The 22,767-nt window shown below is 73.3% G+C and carries 22 protein-coding genes and 1 riboswitch; of the genes, 10 read left to right on the top strand and 12 right to left on the bottom strand.

The features are described from left to right. Positions 1-114: 114 nt before the first annotated feature. From PYR91_RS24670 to PYR91_RS24690, 5 genes are read right to left on the bottom strand one after another with little or no spacing between them, the layout of a single operon-like run. A complete protein-coding gene (locus tag PYR91_RS24670; protein ID WP_279783271.1) occupies positions 115-1,158 on the bottom strand; it encodes an LLM class F420-dependent oxidoreductase in 1,044 nt (347 codons plus the stop codon). A gap of 55 nt (positions 1,159-1,213) precedes the next feature. Beyond that, complete coding sequence (locus PYR91_RS24675) at positions 1,214-1,834, bottom strand: nucleotidyltransferase family protein (protein WP_279783272.1); 621 nt, start codon at positions 1,832-1,834, stop codon at positions 1,214-1,216. Next, positions 1,831-2,943: an XdhC family protein gene (locus PYR91_RS24680; RefSeq protein ID WP_279783274.1), complete on the bottom strand. Its 1,113-nt coding sequence runs from the start codon at positions 2,941-2,943 to the stop codon at positions 1,831-1,833. Before PYR91_RS24680 ends, PYR91_RS24675 begins: the two co-directional genes overlap by 4 nt. Next, positions 2,936-4,165, bottom strand: coding sequence for a VWA domain-containing protein (locus PYR91_RS24685; protein ID WP_279783276.1), 1,230 nt, complete (start codon positions 4,163-4,165; stop codon positions 2,936-2,938). The genes PYR91_RS24680 and PYR91_RS24685 overlap by 8 nt, the downstream gene beginning before the upstream one ends. Beyond that, positions 4,158-5,045, bottom strand: a complete 888-nt coding sequence (locus PYR91_RS24690) for a MoxR family ATPase (protein WP_279783278.1) — start codon at positions 5,043-5,045, stop codon at positions 4,158-4,160. Before PYR91_RS24690 ends, PYR91_RS24685 begins: the two co-directional genes overlap by 8 nt. A 487-nt stretch (positions 5,046-5,532) precedes the next feature. On the opposite strand from PYR91_RS24690, the gene PYR91_RS24695 reads away from it, so the two are divergent. The 4 genes from PYR91_RS24695 to PYR91_RS24710 are packed head-to-tail and all read left to right on the top strand — an operon-like array spanning position 5,533 to position 9,335. Then, positions 5,533-6,399, top strand: a complete 867-nt coding sequence (locus PYR91_RS24695; protein ID WP_279783280.1) for an ABC transporter permease — start codon at positions 5,533-5,535, stop codon at positions 6,397-6,399. Beyond that, the gene (locus PYR91_RS24700; RefSeq protein ID WP_279783282.1) at positions 6,372-7,097 is read left to right on the top strand and encodes an ABC transporter ATP-binding protein; all 726 of its coding nucleotides are present in this window, start codon (positions 6,372-6,374) and stop codon (positions 7,095-7,097) included. The genes PYR91_RS24695 and PYR91_RS24700 overlap by 28 nt, the downstream gene beginning before the upstream one ends. A gap of 34 nt (positions 7,098-7,131) precedes the next feature. Then, the gene (locus PYR91_RS24705; RefSeq protein WP_279783284.1) at positions 7,132-8,127 is read left to right on the top strand and encodes an ABC transporter substrate-binding protein; all 996 of its coding nucleotides are present in this window, start codon (positions 7,132-7,134) and stop codon (positions 8,125-8,127) included. A gap of 2 nt (positions 8,128-8,129) precedes the next feature. After that, positions 8,130-9,335, top strand: coding sequence for an LLM class flavin-dependent oxidoreductase (locus tag PYR91_RS24710; RefSeq protein WP_279783286.1), 1,206 nt, complete (start codon positions 8,130-8,132; stop codon positions 9,333-9,335). A gap of 227 nt (positions 9,336-9,562) precedes the next feature. On the opposite strand, the gene PYR91_RS24715 is transcribed toward PYR91_RS24710, so the two are convergent. From PYR91_RS24715 to PYR91_RS24735, 5 genes are read right to left on the bottom strand one after another with little or no spacing between them, the layout of a single operon-like run. Next, positions 9,563-10,018, bottom strand: coding sequence for a PH domain-containing protein (locus PYR91_RS24715; RefSeq protein WP_279783288.1), 456 nt, complete (start codon positions 10,016-10,018; stop codon positions 9,563-9,565). A gap of 47 nt (positions 10,019-10,065) precedes the next feature. After that, positions 10,066-10,536 carry a 6,7-dimethyl-8-ribityllumazine synthase gene (gene ribH, locus PYR91_RS24720; RefSeq protein WP_279783290.1) on the bottom strand — a complete coding sequence of 157 codons (471 nt, stop codon included), beginning with the start codon at positions 10,534-10,536 and terminating at the stop codon, positions 10,066-10,068. Then, positions 10,533-11,822, bottom strand: coding sequence for a bifunctional 3,4-dihydroxy-2-butanone-4-phosphate synthase/GTP cyclohydrolase II (locus tag PYR91_RS24725; RefSeq protein ID WP_279783292.1), 1,290 nt, complete (start codon positions 11,820-11,822; stop codon positions 10,533-10,535). The genes ribH and PYR91_RS24725 overlap by 4 nt, the downstream gene beginning before the upstream one ends. Then, positions 11,819-12,439 (bottom strand): nicotinamide riboside transporter PnuC, encoded by a 621-nt coding sequence (pnuC, locus tag PYR91_RS24730; RefSeq protein WP_279783294.1) that lies wholly within the window; start codon positions 12,437-12,439, stop codon positions 11,819-11,821. Before pnuC ends, PYR91_RS24725 begins: the two co-directional genes overlap by 4 nt. Continuing rightward, a complete protein-coding gene (locus tag PYR91_RS24735; RefSeq protein WP_279783296.1) occupies positions 12,436-13,044 on the bottom strand; it encodes a riboflavin synthase in 609 nt (202 codons plus the stop codon). Before PYR91_RS24735 ends, pnuC begins: the two co-directional genes overlap by 4 nt. Positions 13,045-13,363: 319 nt before the next feature. Further along, positions 13,364-13,494: riboswitch (FMN riboswitch) on the bottom strand. Between the two features lie 643 nt (positions 13,495-14,137). Between PYR91_RS24735 and PYR91_RS24740 the strand changes: the two genes are divergently transcribed. The 6 genes from PYR91_RS24740 to PYR91_RS24765 all read left to right on the top strand — a co-directional run bounded on the left by PYR91_RS24740 (position 14,138) and on the right by PYR91_RS24765 (position 21,055). Next, positions 14,138-15,157, top strand: a complete 1,020-nt coding sequence (locus PYR91_RS24740; RefSeq protein WP_279783298.1) for an ABC transporter permease — start codon at positions 14,138-14,140, stop codon at positions 15,155-15,157. Next, positions 15,154-16,998, top strand: coding sequence for an ABC transporter substrate-binding protein (locus tag PYR91_RS24745; RefSeq protein WP_279783300.1), 1,845 nt, complete (start codon positions 15,154-15,156; stop codon positions 16,996-16,998). Before PYR91_RS24740 ends, PYR91_RS24745 begins: the two co-directional genes overlap by 4 nt. A 72-nt stretch (positions 16,999-17,070) precedes the next feature. Continuing rightward, positions 17,071-18,063 (top strand): ABC transporter permease, encoded by a 993-nt coding sequence (locus PYR91_RS24750; RefSeq protein ID WP_279783302.1) that lies wholly within the window; start codon positions 17,071-17,073, stop codon positions 18,061-18,063. 37 nt (positions 18,064-18,100) lie between these two features. After that, the gene (locus tag PYR91_RS24755; protein WP_279783304.1) at positions 18,101-19,165 is read left to right on the top strand and encodes an ABC transporter ATP-binding protein; all 1,065 of its coding nucleotides are present in this window, start codon (positions 18,101-18,103) and stop codon (positions 19,163-19,165) included. Next, entirely contained in the window at positions 19,162-20,199 is a 1,038-nt protein-coding gene (locus tag PYR91_RS24760) for an oligopeptide/dipeptide ABC transporter ATP-binding protein (RefSeq protein ID WP_279783306.1), read from the top strand. The genes PYR91_RS24755 and PYR91_RS24760 overlap by 4 nt, the downstream gene beginning before the upstream one ends. 112 nt (positions 20,200-20,311) lie before the next feature. Then, the gene (locus tag PYR91_RS24765; protein WP_279783308.1) at positions 20,312-21,055 is read left to right on the top strand and encodes an SDR family oxidoreductase; all 744 of its coding nucleotides are present in this window, start codon (positions 20,312-20,314) and stop codon (positions 21,053-21,055) included. A gap of 20 nt (positions 21,056-21,075) precedes the next feature. On the opposite strand, the gene PYR91_RS24770 is transcribed toward PYR91_RS24765, so the two are convergent. Then, the gene (locus tag PYR91_RS24770; RefSeq protein WP_279783309.1) at positions 21,076-22,068 is read right to left on the bottom strand and encodes a hypothetical protein; all 993 of its coding nucleotides are present in this window, start codon (positions 22,066-22,068) and stop codon (positions 21,076-21,078) included. After that, positions 22,065-22,595 (bottom strand): sigma-70 family RNA polymerase sigma factor, encoded by a 531-nt coding sequence (locus PYR91_RS24775; protein WP_279783310.1) that lies wholly within the window; start codon positions 22,593-22,595, stop codon positions 22,065-22,067. The genes PYR91_RS24770 and PYR91_RS24775 overlap by 4 nt, the downstream gene beginning before the upstream one ends. Between the last annotated feature and the right edge of the window lie 172 nt (positions 22,596-22,767).

Here is a 22,767-nt window from a genome sequence, read left to right on the forward strand (position 1 = left end):
CCGCCCGACCCGCCCGACCCGCCCGGCATGCTCGGCGTATCCGGCCGGCGACGGCGTCGGGATCCCGCTTCCCGGCCGGTGCGAAGCGCCGGCCGGGCCCCGGGGCCGCGGGGGTCAGGACGCCAGGTCTCTGACCTTCTCGACGAGCTTGACGCGCTCCTCGTGCGTGGCGGCGACCGGGGTGACGTTGACCGTCGTGACGCCCGACTCGCGCATCGCGGCGAGCCGCTCGCGGACGAAGCTCTCGGGCCCGACCAGCGACATCTTCTCCAGCAGCTCCGCGGGCACCAGGGCGGCGGCCTCGTCCTTCCTGCCCTCCAGGTACAGGTCCTGGATCCGCTCGGCCTCCTTCTCGTAGCCGTAGCGGCGGGCGAGGTCGTTGTAGAAGTTCCTGCCCCGGGCGCCCATGCCGCCGATGTACAGCGCCGCCATCGGCCGGCCCAGCTCCAGGATGCCCGCGACGTCGTCGCCGATCGCCAGGAAGGCCTGGGCGATGACGTCCAGTTCGCCCAGCTCCTGCGCCCGCTTGGCCTTGCCGGCCGCCAGCGAGGGGCCCCAGACCTCGGCCGCCTTCTCGGGCACGTAGAAGATCGGCTCCCAGCCCTCGGCCAGCTCGGCGGTCAGCTCGACGTTCTTGGGGCCGATCGCCGCCACGACGATGGGGATGCGCGGGCGCACCAGCTTGTTGATCATCTTGAGCGGCTTGCCCAGGCCCGTGCCCTGACCGGCCGGCAGCGGCAGGTTGTAGTGGGCGCCCTGGTGGGTCACCCGCTCCCGGCGCCACACCTTGCGGCAGATCTCGATCACCTCGCGGGTGCGGGCCAGCGGCGCGGAGTACGGCACGCCGTGCCAGCCCTCGATCACCTGGGGGCCGGAGGCGCCGAGGCCGAGCACGAAGCGGCCGTCGGAGACGAAGTCCATGCCGGCGGCCGTCATGGCGAGCAGGGTGGGGGTGCGCGAATAGATCGGCAGGATGCCCGAGGCGATCTGCAGCCGCTCGGTGCGCGCGGCGATGTAGCCCATCTGGCTGACCGCGTCGAAGCCGTAGGCCTCGGCGACGAAGACGATCTCCAGCCCGACCTTCTCGTAGTCGGCCAGCTCCGCCACGGTGTCCTTGAAGCCCGTGCCGGCGTAGTTGAGAGCCATGCCGATGCGCATCCCGCGTCCTTCCCGAAGCCGACCGAATTTTGTTCCGGTGCGTGCGAGGAAAAGGCTACCGAGCGGCCGGGCCCTGGCCAACCCGCGGGTGCCCGGCCGCCGCTCGGGCGCGGGCGAGGTCGCCGGGGGTGTCGATGTCGGCGGGGTCGCCGACATCGTCGCAGGGCACGCCGGTGACCAGCTCGGGGTGGGCCCGCAGGAACGGCCGCGCCCCGACGTCCCCGGCCGCCAGCCTGCCGACCTCGCCGAAGTGCTCCCTGCCGATGAGCACGGGGTTGCGCGGGGCGCCGCCGTAGGTGGCCACGGCCACCGCCGCGCCGGCCTCGCGCGCGGCGACCAGCCGCCGCACGGCCTCGGCGGTGATCAGCGGCTGGTCGACCAGGGCGACGACGACGGCGTGCGCCGACAGGGGCAGGGCGTCCAGCCCGGCGCGCAGGGAGGAGCCCATGCCGGTCGCCCAGTCGGGGTTGCGCACCACCACCGCGCCGTGGACCTCGACGGTCACCGCGCCGAGCACGACCACGACCGGGTGACAGCCGCCCTCGCGGAGCAGGCGCACCCCGCGCGCGGCCAGCGGCTCGCCGCCGAGCTCCACCGCCGCCTTCGGCGTTCCCAGCCGCGCGCCCGCGCCGGCCGCGAGCAGCAGCCCGGCGTACCCGGGCGCCGGCGCGCTCACGGGGCCTCTTCCCCGGCCTCGCCGTGGATGCGGCCCCGGGTGTCGGTCAGCGACCGGCCCGAGCCGCCCCAGCGCAGGCGGATGAGCTCGGCCGCGATGGACACCGCCGTCTCCTCCGGGGTCCGCGCGCCGAGGTCGAGGCCGATGGGCGAGCGCAGCCGGGCGATCTGCTCCTCGGTCACGCCGGCCTCGCGCAGCCGCGCCAGCCGGTCCTCGTGGGTGCGGCGCGAGCCCATGGCGCCGACGTACTGAGCGTCGGTGCGCAGCGCCACCTCCAGCAGCGGAACGTCGAACTTGGGGTCGTGGGTGAGCACGCAGATGACCGTGCGCTCGTCGACGTGGACCGTGGACAGGTAGTCGTGCGGCCACTTGACGACCACCTCGTCGGCGTCGGGGAACCGCTTGGGCGTTGCGAACACCGGGCGGGCGTCGCAGACCACGACGTGGTAGCCGAGGAACTTGCCGACGCGCGCGACGGCGGCGGCGAAGTCGATCGCGCCGAAGACCAGCATGCGCGGCGGCGGGGCGAAGGAGTGGACGAACACCGCCAGGTCGTCCAGGCGGCGCTCCCCCCGGGGCCCGTACCGGCGCACGCCGGTGAGGCCCTGGGCCAGCATGCCGCGCACGTCGTCGTCCACGGCGGCGTCGAGCCGGGCCGCGCCGAGCGACCCGGAGGTGCGATCGGGCCAGACGACCCTGCGCGCGCCCGTGCGCCCGGGCCCCGACATGATCGTCGCGACGGCCACCGGCTCCTGCCGCCGCACCGAGGCGGCGATCTCGCCCAGCTCGGGGAAGCTCTCGCGCGACACCGGCTCGACCAGGATGTCGATGATGCCGCCGCAGGTGAGGCCGACCGAGAACGCGTCGTCGTCGCTGACCCCGTACCTCTGGAGCACCGCGCGGTCCTCCTTGACGACCTCGCGCGCCAGCTCGTACACCGCGCCCTCCACGCAGCCGCCGGACACGCTGCCGACGGCCTCCTCCTCCAGCACCGCCATGGACGCCCCGGGCGGCCTCGGCGCGCTGCGGAAGGTGTCGACGACGGTGGCCAGGCCGAACCGCTCGCCGGCCTCCCACCACCGGACGATCTGCGAGAGCACGTCACGCATGGGCGAGCCTTTCCGCGAGTTCCTCGAAGGCCGCGAGGCTGTGCCCCGCCACGAAGGAGTCGACATGGGGCAGGGCGGCGCGCATGCCGCCGGTCAGCGGCTGATAGCCGTCGCGGCCCTTGTGGGGGTTGACCCACACCACCCGGCGGGCGAGCCGCGACAGCCGGGCCATCTGCCGCCCGAGCAGGGCGGGGTCGCCGCGCTCCCAGCCGTCGGAGGCGATGACGACGACGGCGCCGCGCGCGCCGGAGCGCCGGTCGAGGAACGCCTTGAGCTCGTCGCCGAGCCGGGTGCCGCCGCTCCAGTCGGGGACGGCCGCCGACACCAGGCGCATGGCGGTGTCGGGGTCGCGGTGGCGCAGCTCGGCGGTGACGCGGGTGAGCCGGGTGCCCGCGCTGAAGACCTCGGTGGCGCGCGGCTCGCGGCGCACCAGCGCGTGGGCGAAGCGCAGGAGGGTGTCGGCGTAGGCGGCCATGGAGCCGCTGACGTCGACGATCAGCACGACGCGGCGCGGGCGCTCGCGGCGGGCCCGGCGGTACAGGCGGGCGGTCTCGCCGCCCCTGCGCAGGGTCTCCCTGGTGGTGCGGCGGACGTCGAGCCGGCCGGCGCGCGCGGGGACGTACCGGCGGGAGCGCCGCTGCTCGCGGCGGGCGCGCAGCAGGGCGAGCATGCGGTTGACCTCGGCGCGCTCGGCGGCGGTCAGGCGGGCGACGTCGCGGTGCCGCAGCACCTCGGCGCGGGTGGCGGTGGCGGGCACGGCCTCGCCGGAATCGTCGTCGCGGCCCTCGGCGGAGTCCGGGGAGACGGTGTGCCGGGTGATCGTGATCGTCGTCGGCGCGCGCCGGGACGGGCGGGGGCGCTCGCCGCCGAAGTAGGCGGCGAAGCAGCGGTCGTAGCGCGGCAGGTCGTCGGGGCCGGCGCAGAGGGTCAGGCGCCCGGCCCAGTAGACCTGGCCGGGGTCGGCGGCGTCGACGTGGCGCAGGGCGAGCAGCAGGTTGCGCGTGCGCTCGTGGTCGGCCGCCACCCCCGCCGCGCGCAGCGTGCGGGCGAACCCGGTCATGGTCGCCGCGACCGCCGCCTCCCCCTCGGCCGCCCGGCCTTCCGCCCCAGCGGCGGGGCGGGGGCCGGCGCCGGAGGGCGGCGGCGCGCCGTGGCCGCGGGCGGGCGGGGCCGCGGGGGCGCCGTTCGGCGGGATGGCGTGCGGGGTCGTGCCGTCAGCCATGGCGCAGCAGGCCGTTCTGGAGGACGGCCTCCTGGTCCTCCCGGTATTTGAGCACCGCGCCCAGGGTGGTCGCGGCCAGATCGGGGTCGAGGTCGCGGGCGCCGAGCGTGAGCAGGGCCTCGGCCCAGTCGAGGGTCTCGGCGACGCCGGGCGGCTTGACCAGGCCCGCGTCGCGCAGGCGCCCGGCGGCGCGCGCGACCTGGGTCGCCAAGGCCTCCGTGCAGGCGGGCAGGCGGCGCAGCAGGATCGCGACCTCGCGGTCGAACGGCGGGTGCTCCAGCCAGTGGTAGAGGCAGCGGCGCTTGAGGGCGTCGTGGACGTCGCGGGTGCGGTTGGAGGTGACGACCACCACCGGGGGCGTCGGGGCGCTGATCGTGCCGAGCTCGGGGATGGAGATGGTGAAGTCGGACAGCACCTCCAGCAGGAACGCCTCGAACTCGTCGTCGGCACGGTCGACCTCGTCGACCAGCAGCACGCTGGGCCGGGTCTCCAGTGCCTTCAGCAGCGGGCGGGCGATGAGGAAGCGCCGGTCGTACAGCTCGCCCTCCAGGCGCGCGGCGTCGGTGGCGCCGGTGGCCTCGGCGGCCTTCAGGTGCAGGAGCTGGCGGGGGAAGTCCCAGTCGTAGAGGGCCTGGGCGGCGTCGAGGCCCTCGTAGCACTGCAGGCGGATGAGCGGGGCGCCGAGCACGGCGGCGAGGGTCTTGGCCAGCTCGGTCTTTCCGACCCCGGCCTCGCCCTCCAGGAACAGCGGGCGGCCCATCTTCAGCGCCAGGAAGCACGCGGTGGCCAGCCCCGGGTCGGCCAGGTAGGCCCGCGCGTCGAGCAGCTCGGCCAACTGAGCCGGAGTCGTGATCTCCGACGCCCGGGGTGCGCTCTCCACCCCCTCAGATTACGCGCGTCCCGAGACCGCGGCGCCGAGCGCGCGATCCGGGGCGGGCGGCCGAAGCAGGTGACCAGCACGGGCCGCCGAGGCGGGCGACCGAGACACACGGTCGAGGCGGGTGGCCGGGACGGGCGGCCGAGACGCGCGGTCGGGACGCGCGGTCGGGACGCGCGGTCGGGACGCGCGGTCGGGACGCGCGGTCGGGACGCGCGGTCGGAGTGGGTGGTCGGAGTGGGTGGTCGGAGTGGGTGGTCGAGACACGCGGCCGGGACGGGCGGTCGAGCCGGGTGGACCAGACGGGTGGACCAGACGCACGTCCAGGACGCATGGCCGGGACGGGCGGCCGGAGTGGGTGGCCGAGACGCGCGGTCGGGGCGGGGGCGGGTGAAGCACCCCCTCAGGAGGTTATTACCTATTGACCTAGTAGGAAATGTAGGTAATGCTGCGTCCACATGGCCCATGACGAACCGTGCGAGGTGGCTTGATGACCTCACCCCCTCTCAGCCTTCAGACGGCGGGCGAGGCGGTGCCGCTCGACTCCACGCGGTCGCGGGAGCATCCGGCGCGGCGCCGGCCCGCCCGCGCGCCGCGCGGCTCGGCGGCGGGGAAGCGCTGGGTGAGCCCGCTCGCGGCGCTCGCCCTGTGGCAGGTGGCCAGCGCCACCGGGCTGCTGCCCGACCGGCTGCTGGCCGCGCCCACCACGATCGCCGCCACCGCCGTCGAGCTGGTCTCCGACGGCACGCTGCCCACCGCCATCGCCGTCTCGCTCCAGCGGGTCGCCGCCGGGTTCGCCCTGGGAGGGGCCGCGGGGGTGTTGCTGGCCCTGGCGGCCGGCCTGAGCCGCGCCGGCGAGAGCGCGGTCGACCCGATCATGCAGATGCTGCGCGCCCTGCCGTTCTTCGGGCTCATCCCGCTGTTCATCCTGTGGTTCGGCATCGGCGAGACTCCCAAGGTCACCCTGGTGGCGCTCGCGGTGTCCTTCCCGCTCTACCTGAACACCTTCGCCGGCATCCGCAACGTGGACGGCAGGCTCGCCGAGCTCGGCACCACGCTCAAGCTCGGGCGCGCCGGGCTGATCCGCCACATCGTGCTGCCCGGCGCGCTCCCCCAGACCCTCGTCGGGCTCCGGCAGAGCCTCGGCGTGGCCTGGCTGGCCCTCATCGTGGCCGAGCAGGTCAACGCCGACGCCGGCCTCGGCTTCATGATCAACGACGCCCGCGAGTTCCTGCGCACGGACGTCATCGTGGTGGGACTGCTGGTGTACAGCGCGCTGGGCCTGATCACCGACGCCGTCGTGCGGCTTCTGGAACGGAGGGCGCTGTCATGGCGGCGCGGGTTTCTCAGCGAGTAGCCGGGGTGCGGGGCCTGACCAAGAGGTTCGGCGAACGCACCGTGCTCTCCGGGCTCGACCTGGACGTCCGGGGCGGCGAGTTCATCGCCCTGCTCGGGCGCAGCGGTTCGGGCAAGTCCACGCTGCTGCGCGCCCTGGCCGGCCTGGACCGCGACGTCCGGGGAGAGCTGGACGTCACCGGGTCGGTGTCGGTCGCGTTCCAGGAGCCACGGCTGGTGCCGTGGAAGCGCGTCGGCGCCAACGTCGCCCTCGGGCTCACCGGCCCGGACGTCGAGGAGCGTGCGGCACGCGCGCTCGCCGAGGTCGGCCTGACCGAGCGGGCCGGCGCCTGGCCGCTGACGCTGTCGGGCGGCGAGGCGCAGCGGGCCAGCCTGGCGCGCGCCCTGGTGCGCGAGCCCGCGCTGCTGCTGCTCGACGAGCCGTTCAGCGCGCTGGACGCGCTCACCCGCATCACCGTGCACCAGCTCGTCCTGCGGCTGTGGGCGGCGCACCGCCCGGCCGTCCTGCTGGTCACCCACGACGTCGACGAGGCCCTGCTGCTCGCCGACCGCGTGCTGGTGCTCGACGAGGGCCGCATCGACCACGAGGCGGCGATCGGCGCGCCCCGTCCCCGCCACCGCGACCACCCCGAACTGGTCTCCCTGCGAGACCGCCTGCTCGCCGCCCTCGGCGTGACCCTGGAGGAAGAGAACCCATGACCGCCGCGACCGGCACGCCGCCGGAGGCACCACGATGATCGCCAAGCTCGCGCGGATACTCGGGGCGGCCGGCCTGGCCGCGGCCCTGGCCGCCTGCGGGGGCGGCGCGCAGAGCGCCGCGCCGGCCGGGGCGGCGGGCGAGCCGTCGCGGGTGACCCTGCGGGTCGGCGACCAGAAAGCCGGCTCCCAGGTGCTCCTGCGGGCCGCCGGCGAGCTGGACGGGCTGCCCTACGAGATCACCTGGGCCCAGTTCACCTCAGGCCCCCCGCTACTGGAGGCCGTCAACGCCGGCGGCGTCGACATCGGCGGGGTGGGCAACACCCCGCCGATCTTCGCGGCGGCGGCCCGTTCGAAGATCGCGGTGGTGGCGGCCGACCGGCAGAGCGTCCACGGCCAGGCCGTCGTCGTGCCGCCCGGATCGCCCATCACGGCCCCCGCCCAGCTCAAGGGGAAGCGGATCGCCGTGGCCAAGGGCAGCTCGGCGCACTACCACCTGCTCGCGGTGCTGAAGAAGGAGAACCTCTCCTTCGACGACATCACCGTCAACTACCTGCAACCGGCCGACGCCCTGGCGGCGTTCAGCTCCGGGCGCCTGGACGCCTGGGCCATCTGGGACCCCTACACCTCGCAGGCCCGCCTCTCGAACCAGGCGAAGCTCCTGCTGGACGGCGACGGCTACGTCAACGGCTACAACTTCCAGGTGGCCGGGCAGGAGGCGCTCGCCGACTCCGGCAAGGCCGCCGCCATCCGGGACTACATCGCCCGCCTGCAGCGCGCCAAGATCTGGGCCAACACCCACCAGAAGGAGTGGGCGCGGGTCTGGTCGCAGGAGACGGGCCTGCCCGGGGAGGTCACGCTGGCGGCCGCCGCCAACCGCACCACCACGCCGGTCCAGATCGACGACGCCCTGGTGGCCTCCGAGCAGGAGATGGCGGACGCCTTCTCGGCGGAGGGGCTGCTCCCGGGGAGGATCACGTTCGCCGACTTCGCGGACCGCCGGTTCAACGACCTCGTCAAGAAGGACACCTGACCATGACCCTGAGGTTCCACTGGTTCCTGCCCACGACGGGCGACGGGCGCTCGGTCTTCGGCGGCGGGCACGGGCTCAAGGGCGGGCACGGCCGCTCGTCCGCGACCGCGTTCCGCCCGCCGTCGATCGACTACCTGGCCCAGATCGCCCGCTCGGCCGAGCAGCTCGGATTCGAGGCCGTGCTCACCCCGACCGGCACCTGGTGCGAGGACGCGTGGCTGGTCACCGCCGCCCTGACCCGGGAGACGACCAAGCTGAAGTTCCTGGTCGCCTTCCGGCCCGGTTTCGTCTCCCCCACCCTGGCGGCGCAGATGGCGGCCACCTACCAGCGCATCTCCGGCGGGCGGCTGCTGCTCAACATCGTCACCGGCGGCGAGGGCGTCGAGCAGCGGCGCTTCGGCGACCACCTGGACAAGGACGAGCGCTACGCCCGCACCGGCGAGTTCCTGTCCATCGTGCGCGGCGCGTGGAGCGGCACGCCGTACGACTTCTCCGGGCAGTACTACGAGGTGGAGGGCGCGACCGTCTCCCAGCCGCCCGACCCGCTGCCCGACCTTTACTTCGGCGGCTCCTCGGCCGCGGCCGGGCCGGTCGCCGCGCGGCACGTCCAGACCTACCTGACGTGGGGCGAGCCGCCCGGCCAGGTGGCCGACAAGATCGACTGGATGGCCGGGCTGGCGGCCGACGAGGGGCGGACGCTGCGCTACGGCATCCGGCTGCACGTCATCTCCCGCGACACCTCCGAGCAGGCGTGGGCCGAGGCCGCGCGCCTGCTGGAGGCGATCGACCCGGCCGACGTCCGCAGCGCGGCCCAGGCGCTCGGCCGCAGCGACTCGGTCGGGCAGAAGCGCATGCTGGCCCTCAACGAGGGCTACCGGCGCGACGGCGGCGGCGTGCGCGACCTGGAGGTCTACCCGGGCCTGTGGGCCGGGGTCGGGCTGGTGCGCGGCGGGGCAGGCACCGCGCTGGTGGGCAGCCACGCGGAGGTCGCCGACCTCATCGAGACCTACGCCGCGCAGGGCGTGTCGGAGTTCGTCCTGTCGGGCTACCCGCACCTGGAGGAGGCCTACTGGTTCGGCGAGGGGGTGTTCCCCGAGCTGCGCCGCCGCGGCCTGCTCGACCGCGGCCAGACGGCCGCCCACGCCACCGCGGGCAACGGCGCCAACGGCTCCTCCCCGAGGCTCGCGGGCGCCGCACCGGGGCGCTGAGGCACCCGGCACCGCCCGTCAGGCGCACCGGCCCCTCGGCCACGGCGCCCCGCCACCACGGCCGGGGCGCCTCAGGCGTCCCCGCATCGGATTCACGGCGTCCCCGCCACCATTGGCGGGGGTCTTAAGCGTCCCGGCACCGCGTTCACGGCGCCCCGCCACCACGGCCGGGGCGCCTCAGGCGTCCCGGCACCGCAGGGGGCCCGGGGGCTTCGCGGGCCCCGGGGTCACCTGCGGTCGGGGGCCTCGCCGTAGTGGTGGATGAGGGCGCGCAGCTCGGCCACGGCCCTGCGGGAGCGTTCCTTCTCGGCGCCCTGGATGCCCATCGCGCCGACGCTGGAGCCGTCGGCGAGGTCGAGCCGGGGCCACGGCTCGCCCTCGGGCAGGGCCACGCCCAGCACCTCGGCCCACTCGTAGCGGTGGACGCGCACGGCGTTGACGACCGTCACGCCCCGCTCGTCGGCCTGCACCCGCAGGCGCCCGAGCATGTGCAGGATGCCGGCGACCGCGAAGCCGAAGACCACCACGCCGATGCGGTCGGGCACCTTGAACGGCGGCGGCAGCACGACGGCCAGCAGGATCGAGCCCACAACCATCACGGCCGCGAAGCCGTAGGCGAGCATCCTCGCGCGCCGGGGCCGCCAGACCACCGGCAGGGCCGGCGGGGTCTCGCCGTCAAACACGGCGACCCCTCCTTCGGGGGCGGCGGGTGGATCGGCGCGCCAATGGCTCATCCCTTCAGTTCACGCAGGACCAGCGCTGTCTCGATGGCCGCGACCGTGGCCTCGTAGCCCTTGTCCTCACTGCTGCCGGGCAGGCCCGCCCGGTCGATCGCCTGATCAAGGTTGTCACATGTCAGCACCCCGTTGCCCACGGGGGTCGACTCGTCCAGGGACACCCGGGTCAGTCCGTCGGTGACCGAATCGCACACGTACTCGAAGTGGGCCGTGCCCCCCCGGATCACCGCGCCGAGCGCCACCACGGCGTCGCACCGGCGGGCCAGCGCCTGCGCCACCACGGGGATCTCCAGCGAGCCGGCCACCCGCACCGTGACGGAGGTGGCGCGGCACTCCTCGGCCGCCCGCTCGGCGCGGGCCACCATCTGGTCGACGATGTCGTCGTGCCACCGCGCCGCGACGATGCCCACGGTCATCCCCTCGGCGACCAGGGTGGGGGCCTGCGGCCTTCCCTCGCCGCTCACCGGGACCCCTCCCGCACCAGCTCCACACCTTCCTGCACGCCGTCCTGCGCCCCGTCCTGCACGCCGTCCATCCCCATTCCGTCGATCTGGTGGCCGAGCCGGTCGCGCTTGGCCTGGAGGTACCGCAGATTGTGCTCGTTGGCGGCCACCGGCATGGCCTCGCGGCCGAGCACCCTGATGCCGTACCCGTCCAGGCCGCGCAGCTTGGCCGGGTTGTTGGTGAGCACGCGCACCGACTTCACCCCGAGGTCGGCCAGCATCTGGCCGGCGTTGGAGAACTCGCGGGCGTCGACGGGCAGGCCCAGCTCGACGTTGGCGTCGACGGTGTCGACGCCGCCGTCCTGGAGACTGTAGGCCCGCAGCTTGGCCAGCAGGCCGATGCCGCGCCCCTCGTGGCCGCGCAGGTAGACGACCACGCCCCGGCCCTCGGCGGCCACCGTGCGCATGGCGTGGTCGAGCTGCACCCCGCAGTCGCAGCGCAGCGAACCCAGCACGTCCCCGGTCAGGCACTCCGAGTGCGCGCGGACCAGGATGTTCTCCCCGCCGCCGACGTCCCCGTAGACCAGGGCGACGTGCTCGCCGCCGTCGATGCCGCTGGCGTAGCCGTACGCGCGCCACATGCCGTACTTGTTGGGGATGTCGGTCACCGCGACCCGGGTCACGACCCGCTCGGTGCGGCGGCGGTACTCCACGAGCTGCTCGATGGAGACCAGCGCGAGGCCGTGCTCGTCGGCGAACAGCCGCAGGTGCGGCAGGCGGGTCATCGTGCCGTCGTCGTTGACGATCTCGGCGAGCACCCCGGCCGGGGTCAGCCCGGCCATGCGGGCGAGGTCGACCGCCGCCTCGGTGTGGCCGCGGCGCACGAGCACGCCGCCGTCGCGGTAGCGCAGCGGGAAGATGTGCCCGGGGCGCACCAGGTCGAACGGCTCGGTGGCCGAGTCGGCCAGCGCGCGGATCGTCCTGGCCCGGTCGGCGGCCGAGATGCCGGTGGTGACGCCGTCCTTGGCGTCCACGCTGATCGTGTACGCCGTGCGCAGCCGCTCGCGGTTCTCGTTGACCATCAGCGGCAGCCCCAGGCGGTCGAGCTGCTCGCCCTGCATGGGCACGCAGATGACCCCGCTGGTGTACCGGACGGTGAACGCCAGGAGCTCGGGGGTCGCCTTGGACGCCGCGAAGATGATGTCACCCTCGTTCTCGCGGTCCTCGTCGTCGACCACCACGACGGGCCGTCCCAGGCGGATGTCTTCGATCGCCCGCTCTATCGGGTCGAGCCTGATGTCGCTCATGCTGCTACCACCTCCGGCCGGCGGGCGTACTGCCGCCGCCACTCTCGATATCCGAGCAGGACCATCACGAAGAAGATTGCGTACACCACACCGGACACCACCAGCCCCGACTGGAACGCCAGGGGGACCCCGACGACGTCGACCGCCACCCAGATCCACCAGAAGTCGATCAGCGCCCTGCCCTGGGCGTAGGTGGCGACGGCGCTGCCGACGAAGATGTAGGCGTCGGGAAGCGGCGCCCAAGACCAGCCGGTGACGGTGAAGAACAGGGCGACCAGCGCCGTGGCGACGGCCATCACCGCGACCAGCGCCACCCGCTCGCGGGTCGTGCCCGGCCGTACGGTCAGGTCGTTGCCGCCGCGCGTGCCGCGCGTCCAGCGCCACCACCCGTACACCGCCAGCGCGCCGAACATCGCCTGCTTCAGCGCGTTGCCGGTGATGTGCGCCTGCACGGACGCGACGAACAGCAGGACCGACCCGGTCAGCTGCACCGGCCAGGTCCAGATGGTGCGCCTGATGGCCAGCCACACGGTGGCGAGCGCCAGGACGTTGCCCACCAGGTCGATCCACAGCACGTGCTGGCCGAGCAGGGTGAAGCCGGCTTCGGTCCAGCTCATGACGCGACGTCCGTGCGGTGCGCGGCGGTGAGCTTCTCCACGTACTTGGCGATCACGTCGACCTCCAGGTTCACCGGGTCGCCCGGCTGCCTGAGCCCGAGCGTGGTGAGCTGGAGGGTGGTGGGGATGAGGCTGACGGAGAACGTCCCGCCGGCCACCGCGAACACGGTGAGGCTGACGCCGTCGACGGCGATCGAGCCCTTCTCGACCACGTAGCGGTCGAGCGCCGCCGGCAGGGAGACGCGGACGACCTCCCAGTGCTCGGCGGGCTCTCGGGAGACCACGACGCCGGTTCCGTCGACGTGGCCCTGGACGATGTGGCCGCCGAGGCGCTGGTCGGCGCGGACGGCGCGTTCGAGGTTGACTCGCGCGCCCGGCCTGAGGGAGCCGAGGGCGGTGCGGTCGAGGGTCTCCTTCATCACGTCGGCGGTGAACACGTCGCCGTCGACGTCCGCGACGGTCAGGCAGACGCCGTTGACGGCGATCGACTCGCCGTGAAGTGCGCCGGCGGTGACGGTCTTCCCGCGTACGCGGAAGCGCGCCGCGTCGTTCAGCGCCTCCACATCGGCGAGCTCTCCGAGCTCCTCGACGATTCCTGTGAACATCAACGCTCCTTGTGCGGTGCCTGTGGGGCGAGGAGCCGGGGCGCGAACCGGATCGGAACCTCTGCGAGGCATCGACCCGGGATGATTCGCCCGTCTTCCGGGGGTCGGCGGGAAGCGAAGGCGCGCAGGGATCGCGGGGCACGGTCACCGGGAGATCCGCCGTGAGGCGTCGAACGCTCGGCCGCGCGGCGCGCGGCGGCGTGAGTCCGGCCCATCCGACCCCTCCTACTCGCCAGTAGCTTTCCTGCCACGGCGGGCCCCGGGGTGAACGGGTACGGCGAACGCACCACTCGGCGTCCGGCGACGGGTCGCCGGACGCTCGCGCGCTTCCTCCCATCCGGACTTTCACCGTCGGTCCCGGATTTCCACCGGGTCAACCGGCCGATGGTTTCGGCCGGGTCGCGGACTGTCACCGCCGGTTCGGAATTGCACCGACCCCGGAGCACGCTGCTCTGTCTTCAGTGTGCCACGCCCGGCAAAGAGGACGTAACCCCACACCCCCTTACCTTGACCAGGCACTTGCCGCCGCAAGACAGGGGTTGCCCCACCCTCGGGCGACCGTCTTCGGCCGTCCCACGCGCCGGACGGCCGGGCCGTGGCGCGATCGCCAGGCGGCACGCGGGCGGCCACGGCGGCGGTGCCGCGAAGGGGCGCGCGGGCCGGTGGGGACTGACGGAACAGGCGGGCTCGACGTACGGCCGAACACTCGCGTGGCTGATGGGGCGGGGCGGAACGGCCCCGTGGCCGCCGGCGCCGGCCGCGGGCGAGCTCGCGGAAGAGCGGATCACCTCTGGCCGTCGGGCCGGGGCGGCCCACCGGATTGCGGATTCCGGGAATAACACGGTAAATGCGTCGTAGTCGCGTCATGCTTGGGTCACGGAATCGTGACACCCCGCAATTCCCGCCGAACAGGACGCCGCCTCAGCAATCGCCGCAGGTCAATCCGGTTATGGGCACGACATCATCGATATCGCGCAACGAACGTCGAAATCGTGTGAACGATGAGGCGCGGACGTTGACCATCGGGTAATAAATTGCCAAGGTTCCCTCAGGTCAAGATTACCCCGCGATCGATCTTGGTGGCACCCGCACGATGACTCCCCCCTCCCAGGCCGCGACCGCGACCGGCCCGCCCCCCGGCGGCGCGCCGGCGGCGGGCGCCCCCGGCGCCGCCGTGACCGGCCGGTCGCCCGCCCAGCTCATGTGGCGCCGGTTCCGGCGCGACCGCACCGGGGTGGCCGCCGCGTGCGTCGTCGCGTTCTTCTTCCTGGTCGCGCTCCTCGCCCCGGTGATCTCCCGGCTCTACGGCAAAGACCCGTACACCACCTACGGGCAGAACGAGCCGGGCCTGCTCAACGAGTACGGCTACCCGGTCGGGCCCAACGGCGGCATGAGCGCGGAGTTCTGGTTCGGCCTGGAGCCGGGGCTCGGCCGCGACGTGTTCACCCAGCTCGTGTACGGAATCCGCACCTCCCTGTCGATCGCGCTGGTGGTGACGGTCGCCACCATGGTCATCGGCGTCGTGATGGGCATCTGGGCGGGGTACGCCGGCGGCAGGACCGACTACGTCATCGGGCGGGTCGTCGACACTCTGCTGGCGTTCCCCGCGCAGCTCTTCCTCATCGTCCTGCTGCCCGTCGTCGAGACCGCCTTCGTCTCGCCCGAGGAGGAGACCCCGGTCTGGCTGCGCTACGTCTCCATCTGCGTCGTGCTGACCGTGCTCGGCTGGACGACGATCTCGCGCCTGCTGCGCGCGCAGGTGCTGTCGCTGCGCGAGCGCGAGTTCGTCGAGGCCGCGAGGGTCACCGGCGCCTCGCCGTTGCGCATCGTGTTCAAGGAGCTGCTGCCCAACCTCTGGACGCCGATCATCATCCAGTCGACGCTGGCCCTGCCGCTGTACGTCGGGGCCGAGGCGGGGCTCGGGTTCCTCGGCGTCGGCATGACCGAGCCCACCCCCGACTGGGGGCGCATGTTCCTGGTGGGCGCGAGCGTCTACCGCCAGGACATCACCTACCTGGTGTTCCCCGGCGTCTCCATCGTGATCTTCGTTGTCGCCTTCAACCTGCTAGGGGACTCCCTCAGGGACGCCTTCGACCCCAAGTCCCGGCGATGAGCCGCACCACCCCCGCCGGCCCCGCGGCCGGGAACGGCGGGATCACCACCTGGAAGGGCCATATGAGATCTTCACGCAGGAGCGCCGCCGCGGCGGCGCTGCTCATGGCAGGCGCGCTCGCGCTGGCCGGATGCGCCAAGGGCGGCGGCGGGGGGCCCGTCGCCTCGGCCGGCGGCACGCCCGTCCAGGCGCAGGAGAACAAGGCGGTGAGCGCCATCACGGTGGGCGGCGCGGAGGAGTCCCGCGGCCCGGCCCCGGCCGTTCCCGGCTCGAAGCGCGGCGGCACCGTCACCATGATCGACCGTGACGACTTCTCACACCTCGACCCGGGGCGCGTCTACGTGAACTACCTGTCCACCGTGTCCCTGCTGTTCACCCGGCAGCTCACCGGATACCGGCAGGAGAACGGCCGCCTCACGCTGGTCGGCGACCTCGCCACCGACACCGGCACCACGACCGACGGCGGCAGGACATGGAAGTTCACCCTCAAGGAGGGGCTGAAGTGGCAGGACGGCACGCCGATCACCTCGGCTGACATCCGGCACAGCTTCGAGCGCCTGTACGCGCCCTTCATCACCGAGGGGCCGACCTACGTCCAGCAGTGGCTGGTCGAGGGCGACTACCGCAAGGCGTACGAGGGGCCGTACGACGGCATGTCGCTGGACGCGATCAAGACCCCCGACGACAGGACCGTCGTCTTCACCCTCACGGCGCCGCACCCCGACTTCAACTTCACCGTGGCCATGACCGGCTACGGCGCGGTGCCCAAGGCCCAGGACACCAAGGAGAGGTACGACAGGAAGCCCTTCTCCTCCGGTCCCTACAAGATCGCGAGCCGGGTGACCGACAAGTCGATGGAGCTGGACCGCAACCCGCACTGGGACCCCGCGACCGACCCGATCCGCAACGCCTTCCCCGACAGGTGGCACATGGAGTTCGGCGTCCAGGCGCAGAACTCCACCGACCGCTTCCTGGCCGACTCGGGGGCCGACAGGACCACGATGACGTTCCACAACCCGCTCTCCCCCGAGCGGGTGCAGGAGGTGGTGGGCGACCCCTCGGCCATGGCGCGATCGGTGCGCGGCCTCACGCCGTACACGACGTTCTACAACATCAACACCAAGCGGATCACCGATGTGAAGGTGCGCCAGGCGATCATCAAGGCCTGGCCGGCCAAGCAGATCCAGCTCGTCCACGGCGGCGAGGCCAACTCCGGGAAGATCGCCACCACGGTGCTGAGCCCGACGGTCATCGGCTACGAGGCCTTCGACCTGTACGGCACGCTGGCCAAGCCGACCGGCGACCCCGAGGCCGCGAAGGCGCTGCTGAAGGAGGCCGGGCAGCCCAACCCCACGATCGTGTACGCCTACAACCAGACGCCCACCCAGGAGAAGGTCACCGTCGCGATCAGGGAGGCGCTGACCAAGGCCGGCTTCAAGGTCGTGGCCAAGCCGCTCAACGCGGGCACCTACTACGACGCCATCGGCCCGGTGGACAACGGGTTCGACGTCTACTGGGGCGGCTGGGCCGCCGACTGGCCGACCGGCTCGACGGCCATCCAGCCGCTCTTCGACGGACGGCTGATCGCCGACAACGCCACCAACTACAGCCACCTGAACGTGCCGGAGATCAACGCCGGCATCGACGCCGCCAACGCGATCACCGACCCCGTCGAGGCCGGCAAGGCCTGGGCCGCGCTCGACCGCAAGATCATGGAGCAGGCGGCCGTCGTGCCCGAGTACTACCGCACCTACTTCGGGCTGTACGGCTCGGGCCTGGGCGGGGTGGAGTTCGACCCGATGACCGGCCTGCAGTACCCGCTGAACGTGTACGTCAAGTGACCGCGCGCCGCCGGCCGGGCCCGCGCCCGGCCGGCGGCCCTCCCCGTCCGATGGTCCCGCCAGCAGCAGGAGATGCCCGAGTCGATGGTGCGGTTCTTCCTCCGCCGGGTCGCCGGCGCCGCGATGATCATGGTGATCATCAGCGTGGTGACGTTCGTCCTGTTCTACGCCGTCCCCCGCGACCCCGCGCGAGCCTTCTGCGGGAAGATCTGCCCCCCGCAGAACCTGGCCCTCATCAGGCACAACCTCGGCATGGACGACCCGCTGTTCGTCCAGTACTGGCACTGGCTGGCCGGCGTCTTCACCGGCCGCGACCTCCCGCAGTTCGGCGAGTGCGCGGCGCCGTGCCTCGGCTACTCCTTCGCGACCCGCGAGCCGGTGTTCTCCGCCATCCTCGACCGCCTTCCCGTCACGCTCTCGGTGACGTTCGGCGCGGCCGTGGTGCTGCTGACGTTCGGCGTGGTCACCGGCATGATCGCCGCCTGGCAGCAGGGACGCCCGCTCGACAAGATCGCCAGCGCCTCCTCGGTGATCGGCGCCTCGCTGCAGATCTACTTCGTCGGGCCCCTGCTGGTGTTCTTCGCCGTGGACACCCTCGGTCTGCTCCCCCGCCCGGCGTACGTGCCGATCACCGAGGATCCGGGACGCTGGTTCGTCCACCTGCTGATCCCCTGGCTGGTGCTGTCGATCATCTTCACCGCCAACTACACCCGCATGACCCGCTCGGTCATGATCGAGCAGCTCGCCGAGGACTACGTGCGCACCGCCCGCGCCAAGGGCATGTCGGGCCGCACGGTGTTCCTGCGGTTCGCCTGGCGCGGGGCGATGATCCCGATCGTCACCATATTCGGCGTCGACCTCGCCACCCTGCTCGGCGGCGCGATCATCACCGAGCAGACGTTCACGCTGCACGGCATAGGCGAGCTGGCCGTGCGCGCGGTGCAGAACACCGACCTGCCGATGCTGCTCGGCGTCACGCTGGTGGGGGCGTTCGCGATCGTCACGCTCACCATCCTGGTGGACGTGCTGTACGCCGTCATCGACCCCCGGGTCAGGCTCCGGTGAGCGGCCCCGTGCGCCAGGCCGTCCCGAGGAGCGCGACGTGACCGATGCGACCCGCGAGCGCGAGCCCGCCGCGTGGAGCGGCCCCGGGCCGTTCCTGTCGGTCCGCGACCTGTCGGTGGAGTTCGCCACCGAGGACGGCGTGGTGCACGCCGTCGACCGGCTGTCGTTCGAGCTGGAGAAGGGCACCACCCTCGGCATCGTCGGGGAGTCCGGCTCTGGCAAGTCGGTCTCCACGCTGGCCGTCCTGGGCCTGCACGACCCGGCGCACGCCACGGTCACCGGGGAGATCTGGCTGGAGGGCCGCCAGCTCGTCGGGGCGGACGAGCGCGTGATGGAGGGGCTGCGCGGCGACGCCGTCTCCATGATCTTCCAGGACCCGCTGTCCTCGCTGTCGCCGTTCCACACGGTGGGGCGCCAGATCGCCGAGACCTACCGCAAGCACCGGGGCGGCGGCCGGCGCGAGGCCCGCGCCCGGGCCGTCGAGATGCTGGCCCGCGTGGGCATCCCGCACGCGGCGGCGCGCGTCGACGACTACCCGCACCAGTTCTCCGGCGGCATGCGCCAGCGCGTCATGATCGCGATGGCGCTGGTCTGCGACCCCGGCCTCGTGATCGCCGACGAGCCGACGACCGCGCTGGACGTCACGGTGCAGGCGCAGATCCTCGACCTGCTCACCGAGCTGCAGCGGGAGTCGGGCACCTCGATCATCCTGATCACGCACGACCTCGGCGTGGTCGCCAGGAGCGCCCGGCGGGTCCTGGTCATGTACGCCGGGCGGGCGGTCGAGGAGGGCAGCGTGCGCGAGGTGCTGCGGGAGCCGCGCCATCCCTACACCTGGGGCCTGCTCGGCTCGATGCCGCGGCTGCGGTCCGACGTCGACCTGCCGCTGCTCCCGGTGCGCGGCACGCCGCCCAGCATGCTCGCCCCGCCGCCCGGCTGCCCCTTCCATCCCCGGTGTGACCACCGCCGCCTGGTCCCCGGGGACGCGTGCGCGGCCGACCGGCCCGAGCTCTCCCCGGCCGAGGGCCACCGGGACGCCTGCCACCTGCCGCTCGCGCGCAAGCGCGAGATCTTCGACGGCGAGATCAGGGGACGACTGTGACCGACCCGCTCCTGGAGCTGTCCGGGCTGACCAAGCACTTCCCGCTGACGGGCGGCACCCTGTTCAGGCGTCAGATCGGCCGCGTGCACGCCGTGGACGGCGTCGACCTGGCCGTCGAAGCGGGCCGGACCCTCGGCCTGGTCGGGGAGTCCGGCTGCGGGAAGTCCACCACCGGGCGGCTGGCGGCCCGCCTGATCGAGCCGACCGCCGGCACCATCCGCTACGACGGCAGGGACATCACCCACGCCGGCCGCCGCGCGCTCAGGCCGATCCGCCCCGAGATCCAGATGATCTTCCAGGATCCCTACTCGTCGCTGAACCCCCGGCACACCGTCGGCACGATCATCACCGGGCCCATGGAGGTCAACGGCATCGATCCTCCGGGCGGGCGGCGAAGGCGCGCCCAGGAGCTGCTGGAGACGGTCGGGCTCAGCCCCGAGCACTACAACCGGTTCCCGCACGAGTTCTCCGGCGGCCAACGCCAGCGCATCGGCGTCGCGCGGGCCCTGGCCCTGCGGCCCCGGCTGATCGTGGCCGACGAGCCGGTCTCCGCCCTGGACGTGTCGATCCAGGCGCAGGTGGTCAACCTGCTGCGGCGGCTGCAGAGCGATCTGGGCATCGCGTTCCTGTTCATCGCGCACGACCTGGCCGTGGTGCGGCACCTGTCCCAGCGGGTGGCCGTGATGTACCTCGGCAAGATCGTCGAGATGGGCGACCGCGTGTCGATCTACGAGGGGGCGCGCCATCCCTACACGCACGCGCTGCTGTCGGCCGTGCCCGAGGTCGACCTGGACGAGGAGGGCACCCCGCGCGAGCGCATCCGGCTCACCGGGGACGTCCCCTCGCCGGTCGACCCGCCGTCGGGCTGCCGGTTCCGCACGCGCTGCTGGAAGGCGCGCGAGAGGTGCGCGCTGGAGGAGCCGCCGCTGGCTCGCCTCGACGGCGACGCCGAGGGCCACCTGACCGCCTGCCACTTCCCCGAGGCCCCCGCCGTCCGGGGAGGGGACGCCGCCCCTGACGCCGCGCTCGCCTGAGTGCGGGCGCGCGGCCCGTGCCGCCGTCCCGCGAACGCGCGCGGCGGGTCGCGACGCCGTAGGTTCGGGGTGACCGGAGATCATCGCAGCGACCGAGGGCCGGGAGGCCGGAATGACAGCGCTCGCGGGAAAGAAGGCCGTCGTCACCGGAGGGTCGCGCGGCATCGGCAGGGCGATCGTGGAGCGGCTGGCGCGCGACGGCGCGGAGGTGCTCTTCACCTACGCGTCCGACGCCCAGGCCGCCGGCGAGGTGGAGCGGGCCGTGAAGGCGGCGGGCGGCGCGGCGCAGGCCGTACGCTGCGACCTGGCCGAGCCGGGCGCGGCCGAGCGCCTGATGGAGACCGCCGGGGAACGGCTCGGCGCCGTCGACATCCTGGTCAACAACGCCGCGCCGGGCTTCGCCCCCAGGGCCATCGCCGAGACCACCGAGGAGGACTTCGACCGCGCGATGACGGTCATCGCCAAGGCGACCTTCCTGACCCTGCGGTACGCCGCGCGGCACATGCCCGACGGCGGCCGGGTGATCAACCTGTCTACCCTGAACACCGTGCGCCCGGCCCCGGGCATCGCGGCCTACGCGGCGAGCAAGGGCGCGATCGAGCAGCTCACCGCCGTCGCGGCGCAGGAGCTCGGGGAGCGCGGCATCACGGTCAACACCGTCTCGCCGGGCGCGACCGACACCGACCTGCTGCGGGGCACGAACCCGCCCGAGGCGCTGGAGACGGTGACCGCGATCACCCCGCTGCGCCGCATCGGCGACCCCGCCGACGTGGCCGACGTCGTCGCCTTCCTCGCCGGCCCCGACGGCCGCTGGCTCACCGGCCAGAACATCCGCGCCACCGGCGGCCTGGGCTGATCAGGCGGCCCGCGCGGGGGTCACTCGTGGCGCGACAGGTCGAACGCGACGTCGGCCACCCGGACCGTCGTGACGAGGGGGTCCTCGATCAGCTCGCGGAGCGTGGAGATCCTTGATCCGGGTTCGACGTAGGCGTAGGCCCGGCCCGCGCCGGCCGCCCCGCGCAGGCGGGCGAGGTCGAGTCCGAACCGCCGCAGGTTGGGCTCGTCGTGCTCGCGCAGCATGCCCACCCACTCCCGCAGATTGCGCAACGTCTCCGGCGGCGAGTCGGCGCACCTCCCTCCCCCGGGGCGTCCCGGGGGGCCCGCCTGCGCCCCCAGCCGCCAGGTGATGGGGGTCGAACGCGGCCGCGACTCGTAGACCACCGTCTCGGGGCATCCTCCGTACCGCCGGGCGAAGGAGGCGAGCTGGTCGCCGGTCATCGGCCGGGCGAACTCGACGACCGCCAGGGCGTTCATGTCGGCGGGCAGGCGGGCGAGGACCTGACGCATGGCGTCCTTGGGCTGGTTGCCGGTGCCGACGTCGTAGAGCGCGTACGTCAGCGGCGTGTCGGTGCCCTGCCCCAGCGGGGTCGCGCCGACCCGGCCGAAGAAGTCCTGGGTGACCACGTCGCTCCGGTCGGCGAAGGCCGGCCCCGCGGAGAAGCCGCCGACCGCGCGGAGCGGCCTGACGTCGGTCCGCAGCGACAGGGACAGCGGCGCGGCCTCGACCTCGCCCGCCTGCACGTGGTAGCCGGGGTTGGCGACCTGCAGGGCGGCGCCGAGCACGTTCCGCATGCGGTCGTCGCGGTCGCCCCGCTTCTGGACCCACGCCGACCCGGCCGTGGCCACGAGCACCAGGGCGAGCAGCGCCAGCAGGGTGACCAGGGCCGTGCGGGCCACCCCGGCGCGCACGGCCCTGCGGGTCCGCCTGGGGTCGAAGTCGGGCACGTCGAAGTCCGGCATCGGCGGCTGCGGGCCTGGTTCGGCGGCGGACCCGGGATCGTGGTCGGGCGGGGGGCCTGATGCGGTCATGATGCGTCTCCGTACACGTCGGCGAAGGCGGCGCGGGCGCGCCACAGGGCGGTCTTGATCGAGGCGACGGACCGGCCGCTCATCGCGGCCACCTCCGCGAGGGAGAAGCCGTCGAAGTACACGAGGACGAGCAGCCGCCGCTGCCGCTCGGGCAACCGGTCGAGCGCGTCGCGGACCGCGAGGGCGTCCACGACCGGCTCGCGCGCGCCCAGCTCCTCGGGGCCGGGCAGCGGGAGCTCGGCGCGGCTGCGGCGGAAGTGGTCGGCGAGCACGTTGCGGGCGATGCTGAGCAGCCACGCGGCGGGCGACTCCCCCCGCCAGCCGAGCAGGGCCCGGGTGGCCTTGACGAAGGTCTCCTGGGCGAGGTCCTCGGCCAGGTGGGGGTCGCGGGTGCGGCGCAGGAGGTAACCGCAGACCAGCGGCCAGTGCTCCCGGTAGAGCTGCTCAATGCGGGTGCCGATGGCCGCCTCCGCGTCGAAGGATGATTCGTCACACCCTGAAGACGCCGGCCACCGGCGATCGGTCACACACGGATGACCTCGCCGCCCGGACAGGACGATCTGGCCATCGGGCACTTATCTCTGAATAGCGGTTCTTTTTGATCAAAATGGTGAAAGTTCTTCCAAAACCGGCAGAAGCCACGTAACTTCCAGGCAAAGATCTCCGCACAGCGCGGGTGTGTGCCGGAGTGAGCCGCGT

Source organism: Sphaerisporangium sp. TRM90804 (assembly GCF_029846175.1).
Classification (GTDB): Bacteria; Actinomycetota; Actinomycetes; order Streptosporangiales; family Streptosporangiaceae; genus Sphaerisporangium.

Coding starts and splice junctions, on each gene's coding strand:
- PYR91_RS24670 (WP_279783271.1), bottom strand. CDS start 1,158: ATGCGCATCGGCATGGCTCTCAACTACGCCGGCACGGGCTTCAAGGAC.
- PYR91_RS24680 (WP_279783274.1), bottom strand. CDS start 2,943: ATGCGTGACGTGCTCTCGCAGATCGTCCGGTGGTGGGAGGCCGGCGAG.
- PYR91_RS24685 (WP_279783276.1), bottom strand. CDS start 4,165: ATGGCTGACGGCACGACCCCGCACGCCATCCCGCCGAACGGCGCCCCC.
- PYR91_RS24695 (WP_279783280.1), top strand. CDS start 5,533: ATGACCTCACCCCCTCTCAGCCTTCAGACGGCGGGCGAGGCGGTGCCG.
- PYR91_RS24700 (WP_279783282.1), top strand. CDS start 6,372: ATGGCGGCGCGGGTTTCTCAGCGAGTAGCCGGGGTGCGGGGCCTGACC.
- PYR91_RS24705 (WP_279783284.1), top strand. CDS start 7,132: ATGATCGCCAAGCTCGCGCGGATACTCGGGGCGGCCGGCCTGGCCGCG.
- PYR91_RS24710 (WP_279783286.1), top strand. CDS start 8,130: ATGACCCTGAGGTTCCACTGGTTCCTGCCCACGACGGGCGACGGGCGC.
- PYR91_RS24725 (WP_279783292.1), bottom strand. CDS start 11,822: ATGAGCGACATCAGGCTCGACCCGATAGAGCGGGCGATCGAAGACATC.
- pnuC (WP_279783294.1), bottom strand. CDS start 12,439: ATGAGCTGGACCGAAGCCGGCTTCACCCTGCTCGGCCAGCACGTGCTG.
- PYR91_RS24735 (WP_279783296.1), bottom strand. CDS start 13,044: ATGTTCACAGGAATCGTCGAGGAGCTCGGAGAGCTCGCCGATGTGGAG.
- PYR91_RS24740 (WP_279783298.1), top strand. CDS start 14,138: ATGACTCCCCCCTCCCAGGCCGCGACCGCGACCGGCCCGCCCCCCGGC.
- PYR91_RS24745 (WP_279783300.1), top strand. CDS start 15,154: ATGAGCCGCACCACCCCCGCCGGCCCCGCGGCCGGGAACGGCGGGATC.
- PYR91_RS24750 (WP_279783302.1), top strand. CDS start 17,071: ATGCCCGAGTCGATGGTGCGGTTCTTCCTCCGCCGGGTCGCCGGCGCC.
- PYR91_RS24765 (WP_279783308.1), top strand. CDS start 20,312: ATGACAGCGCTCGCGGGAAAGAAGGCCGTCGTCACCGGAGGGTCGCGC.
- PYR91_RS24770 (WP_279783309.1), bottom strand. CDS start 22,068: ATGACCGCATCAGGCCCCCCGCCCGACCACGATCCCGGGTCCGCCGCC.